This window comes from Sphingomonas bacterium (assembly GCF_903643065.1).
Classification (GTDB): Bacteria; Pseudomonadota; Alphaproteobacteria; order Sphingomonadales; family Sphingomonadaceae; genus Sphingomonas.
On the sequence record NZ_CAHJWX010000191.1, the window covers coordinates 1 to 5067 of the forward strand.

The window sequence follows — 5067 nt, forward strand, 5'->3', positions numbered from 1 at the left end:
ATGCCGAACACCGTGTTGGTGTAGATCGCCGAGATCGCCAGCATCTCCATGTAGCGGACGTGGGCATCGGGATCGTAGCGTGACGGAGGGCGATGCGCCCGGAAGAACGGCGTATCGAACCGGGGATCGGTCACGCGATCGTCCATCGCATCGACCTCCCAGCCCTTGCGCGGCTGCATGGCGATGACGATCGGGGCGGTATAGACCATGTGGTCGGCATCGAGCGGGGTGAGCCTGGCGACCAGCCCGGCCGGTTGCGCGCCTATATCCTTGCGGGTCGGCTCGATCATGCCGGCCATCACGTTTTCGAGCGACGGGATCGAACCGCCATCGCGCTGCAATGCGGCTTGCGGCACCAGATCATAGCTGAGGCCACGCACGGCGTAGTCGGCGAGGAAGGCATCGGCCATCAGCCCCAGCGCGGGCATTTCATAAGTTTTGCCGGTTTCAAGGCCGAGTCCCTTGACCCGTTCCCACAGGCTCGACGTGCCCGAGCTGGACCCCGCGCTTTCCGACGCCGAGCCGGACACCGACGAGCCGCCCCCGCTGCATCCGGCCAGCACGAGGCCCAGCGCGAGCGGGGCGAGGGCGCGCAGGCGGATCATCGTTTTTCCTCCACCATCAGGTTGTGCAGCTCGCGCGCGTTGCGTTCCAGATCATCGCTCGACCCGGCGAGCTTGGCTTCCAGTTCGGCCGCGCGCTTGCGGAGGCGGGTGAGTTCGGCCGCGGCGGCAGGGTCGCAGGCGGGGCGGGGCTGTCCCGTCGCGGCCGACCAGTCGCGGTTGAACCCGGCATCGAACGCAGCGCGATCGGCGCGCACGACGGCCGTGTCGCGCTCGACCCGCACATCGACATGCTGTTGCCACGACACCGCTAGCCAGGTCAGCACCGCGGCGACCGGGGCCGCCACCAGAGCGCCGGAAGCGAAGCCGCTCAGCGCCATGACAACCCGCGAAGAAGGCAGGAAGAAAGAAGAAGGGGCGAGCTTTCAGCTCGCTCAGTTTTGATCCACACCCTACGCACGCGTGCAGCCCCCGTAGCGTGGTCGATGCGTGGTCGCTTCGACCAGAACAGCATGGCAACATATGGCCGGGAGCTTGTCAACAGGGCTAGGCAGTAGGCCGATAATGCGTACTCTCAGCGAGTACGATCGAGGAGCGGCGATGGCCCGCGTGATGCTGACGGCGCGCGTGACGGACACCCAGGCGGCGGCCCTAAAAAGCTACGCGGCCGAGGTCGGGTTGCCGGTCTATCAGGCGACCGTTCGCGCGCTCGAGCTCGGCATCGCGGCGCTTGTCGGGGGTAGGGGAGCGGAGCCGGCGAGGCCTGAACCGACCCCGGCGGCGAGCGTATCGGCGGGGGAGGTGGAGGCGTTGCGCGAAGCGGTGGATCGGCTGACCGTGCGGGCCGAGCTGACTGACCGGCTTACCCAGCGTACCCTATACGCAGCCGGGGCGGCCTATGCGGCGGCGCTGGCGGGGCCGACCCAGGACGCCGACAGGCTGGCGGGCATCGCCGCGGACGCGGACAGGATATTCGATCGGCAGCTCGCTAGGGCGAGGGGACAGTAAGGACTGTCATCTCGACCTAGACGGGCAGGGCTAATCATCCGACAGTATGCCGGTTCAAAGGGGAGAAGGGGAATGGGGACGTTTTCGGTCATCGTCGATGTCATCAAAGTCGTCGGCAAAGGCGCGACCCAGGCGAGTAGGCGCGTAAAGGCGGACGATATGCGAACCGCAATGAAACTCGGGAAAGGGGCGATTCAGGCCATGTACCCCGCCGCCAAAGTGATCGTGAAGAACGTGATTAAGCTAAAGGGCAATCTTTGATGTAATCGAATGGGGGACAGGTAGATGGCCACTCGCGCTGAACTCCTCTCCCGCGGCCAGGCGAGCAGGAACCGGCATTGGGCAGGCGTCAACGCGCGCGCTCAGGTGGCGGCTATCCTGTTCCTGCTATGCGCGGGCGTGGGCGCGTTCGCGGGCTGGACGACCGCCCCGGACCTCACCCGGCGCGAGGCGGCGTTGTACGCCAAGACGCAGGGGCGCGAGCTGCTGGACCCGTTCGGGCGCAACCTGCACACCTATGAGGCCGAGACGCGCGTCGCGGCGCGCGACGACATTCTCGACCCCGCCAGCCCCGCCACGCGGGGCTTCAAGCGCCTGTTATGGCGGATGGGGTTCTTCGCCATTTTGTGCGGCGTCGCGATCGGGGTTCCGCTGTATCGCTGGCGCAGGCGGGCATGGGCCAGCGCGGGCGAAAAGGCGGGGCGCGACCGCACCGTTCGCGGAGCGGAGCGGGTGGACGCGGCGACCTTGGCGCGTATGGTCCCGATCGGCGCGGCCGAACGGCCGGTGACGATCGGCGGCGTTCCCGTGCCGGTGGCCGAGGAGGCCCGGCACTTCCTGTTCGCGGGCGCGACCGGCACCGGCAAGACGACCGCGATATGGGCGATGCTCGACCAGGTGGAGCGGCGCGGGCAGCACGCGTTCGTGCATGACGTGGATGGCGGCTATGTCGCGCGCTACTACCGGCCCGAACGCGGCGACCTCATTCTCAATCCGTTCGACGCGCGTTGCGCCTATTGGAACCCGTTCAGCGACGTTCGTTCGGCATCGGACGCCGACCGGCTGGCGGGCTTCATCGTCGCCAAGCCCGCAGGCGGCAGCGCCGGGGGCGACGATGTTTGGTACGACCAGGCCCGCATCGTCGTCGCGGCCGTCATTCGGCGCTTGTGGGAGCAGGGCAGGGGCAACGTCCCCGAGTTGACCCGCGCGCTTCGCGATATGACGCCCGACGAGCTGGCGGAGCTGACGCGGGGCACCGAGGCCGCGCGCGTGTTCCAGAAGGACGCCGACAAGGCGACCGCGAGCGTGCTGTTCTGTCTGGCGGAGGCGGCGAAGATCGTCGGCGCGTTGAAGGCCGCGTCCGGCGACGGGCCGACCGTCAGCTTCGATGATTTCTACGCGGGCCTTCCCGGCATCGAGGGCGCGAAGCCTTGGATATTTCTGGCGTCGCGCAAGCGTAACTTCGCCGCGGCGCGGCCCCTACTCGGGTGCTGGCTGGATTGCGCCGTGGCGGCGATCCTCGACCGGCCGATCAAGGGCGCGCCGCGCGCGTGGCTTGTGCTGGACGAGCTTCCCGCGCTTCCCCGCGCGAGCGGGCTGCTCACCTTGCTCCCCGAGGGACGCAAGTTCGGGGCGGCGTGCGTCATCGCCTTTCAGGCGATCGGCCAGCTTCGCGACACCTACGGCCCGAACGCCGCGGGCACGATCGTGGGCCAGGCCGGCACTCAGCTCGTCATGCGCCTTGGCGACCCCGAGAGCACGAAATGGGCGACCGAGCTGCTAGGCCGGTCGGAGGTGGAGGAGCACCGATCGTCGGCCTCGCTCGACAGCGACGCATGGACCGACAAGGGTTCGCTATCGACCATGCGGCAAACCAAGCCGATCGTGCTCGACAGCGAGATCGGCCACTTGCCCCCGTTGACCGGGTTCCTGCGTCTGTCCGGCTTGCCGATCGCGCGCGTGGCAATCGACCGGGCGCACATGGAACGGCCCGACATAGCCGAGGCGACCGTTCCCGTGACGGCGCGACCGGCACCGGGAGCGACGTCGGTTTCCACCATTACGATCGACCGGACAGCCGGAGGAGCACTATGACAGGGGGAAGGAAGCAAGATGCTCGCTAAGTCCGTTCAGGTGCTTTGTGCGGCGACAGTCGCGTTCACGCTCGCCAGCTCGGCGCTGGCGAAGCAGGCCACGTTGCAGGATGCGTTGCTCGACAGGCTGGAAGGCGCTTGGGTTATTACCGGCACGATCGCGGGCGAGAGGACAATCCACGATCTCACCGCGGAATGGGTGAACCAGCACCAATATCTACGATTGCACGAGGTATCGCGCGAACGCGAGCAGGACGGCCGCCCCAAATACGAAGCGACGGTTTACATCGGCTGGAATCAGCCAACGGCTAAATACGGGATCGTTTGGCTGGACGATTTTGGCGGACTATCTACCCAATCTATCGGCCTTGCCCCCAAAGAAGGCGACCAGCTCCCGTTTGTGTTCACTAACCCGGACGGCAGTTTCACACGCACGACCATGACCTATAGCCCGGCGACGAAGGGCTGGGCCTGGACTATAGACGAGGACCGGGCAGGCAAGCTGTCCCGGTTCGCGGCGTTGACGCTGGCGCGGGTGGGGGCTGCGAGGCGGTAATGGTCGCGTCCGTCGCCTCGCTCAAAAGCGCCGGGCAGGCCGCGAGCTACTACGAGGCGGATGATTATTACACCGAGGGCGGCGAGGCCCCGAGCGCGTGGTTCGGCGAGGGGGCGAAGGCGCTAGGGCTGGAGGGCGAGGTGAACCGCGCCGCGTTCGCGGCCGGGCTTGAGGGCAAGCTACCCAACGGCGACCAGCTCGGCACCGTCAGGAACGGCGAGCGCGAGCATCGCCCCGGTTGGGACATGACCTTTTCCGCGCCCAAGTCGGTATCGATCATGGCGGAGGTCGCGGGCGATCGGCGCTTGATCGGCGCGCACGACAAGGCGGTCAGGGTCGCGCTCGACTATATCGAGCGGCACGGCGCGGCGACGCGGGCGCGCCAAGGCGGCGAGGTCCGCACGATCGACACCGGCAAACTGGCGGTCGCGACGTTCCGCCACAACACCAGCCGCGCCCAGGACCCGCAGCTTCACACCCATAGCGTCATCCTGAACGCCACCCCCGACAAGGCGGGCAACTGGCGCAGCGTCGAGAGCCTGGCGTTCTTTCGCATCTACAAGGATGCAGGGAGCATCTACCGGCAGGCGCTGGCGGGCGAGGCGCGCCAGCTCGGTTACGGCACCGTGGAGGGGAAGGGTGGCACGTTCGAGCTGGCGGGCGTCCCCGAGGCTGCGATCCGCGAGTTCAGCGCGCGCGGGAACAAGGTGGAGGAGGCGCTTGCCGAGCGCGGCAAGACGCGCGCGAACGCGACCGCGGCCGAGAAGGCGACCATCACGCTCGCCACCCGCGAGGCGAAGGAGCACATCGCGCGTGAGGCGCTTGTGCCGACGTGGCGTACCCAAGC

Annotated in this window: 7 protein-coding genes; 5 read left to right on the plus strand and 2 right to left on the minus strand. The window is 67.7% G+C overall.

The genetic code is table 11. From position 1 onward, the window contains the following. The coding region (locus tag HUU95_RS07995) for a hypothetical protein (protein WP_217429793.1) at positions 1–605 on the minus strand (605 nt) is incomplete at its 3' end. Beyond that, a complete protein-coding gene (locus tag HUU95_RS08000) occupies positions 602–943 on the minus strand; it encodes a hypothetical protein (protein ID WP_174279635.1) in 342 nt (113 codons plus the stop codon). The genes HUU95_RS08000 and HUU95_RS07995, both read right to left, overlap by 4 nt. 220 nt (positions 944–1163) lie before the next feature. Between HUU95_RS08000 and HUU95_RS08005 the strand changes: the two genes are divergently transcribed. From HUU95_RS08005 to mobF, 5 genes are all read left to right on the plus strand, one after another. Then, on the plus strand, positions 1164–1571 hold the full coding sequence (locus HUU95_RS08005) for a hypothetical protein (RefSeq protein ID WP_174279636.1): 408 nt from the start codon (positions 1164–1166) through the stop codon (positions 1569–1571). Positions 1572–1643: 72 nt separating this feature from the next. Continuing rightward, positions 1644–1832: a hypothetical protein gene (locus HUU95_RS08010; protein ID WP_174279637.1), complete on the plus strand. Its 189-nt coding sequence runs from the start codon at positions 1644–1646 to the stop codon at positions 1830–1832. A gap of 24 nt (positions 1833–1856) precedes the next feature. Further along, a complete protein-coding gene (locus HUU95_RS08015) occupies positions 1857–3665 on the plus strand; it encodes a type IV secretion system DNA-binding domain-containing protein (RefSeq protein WP_174279638.1) in 1809 nt (602 codons plus the stop codon). A gap of 18 nt (positions 3666–3683) precedes the next feature. After that, positions 3684–4220: a hypothetical protein gene (locus tag HUU95_RS08020; protein WP_174279639.1), complete on the plus strand. Its 537-nt coding sequence runs from the start codon at positions 3684–3686 to the stop codon at positions 4218–4220. After that, the coding region (gene mobF, locus HUU95_RS08025) for a MobF family relaxase (RefSeq protein WP_174279640.1) at positions 4220–5067 on the plus strand (848 nt) is incomplete at its 3' end. The genes HUU95_RS08020 and mobF, both read left to right, overlap by 1 nt.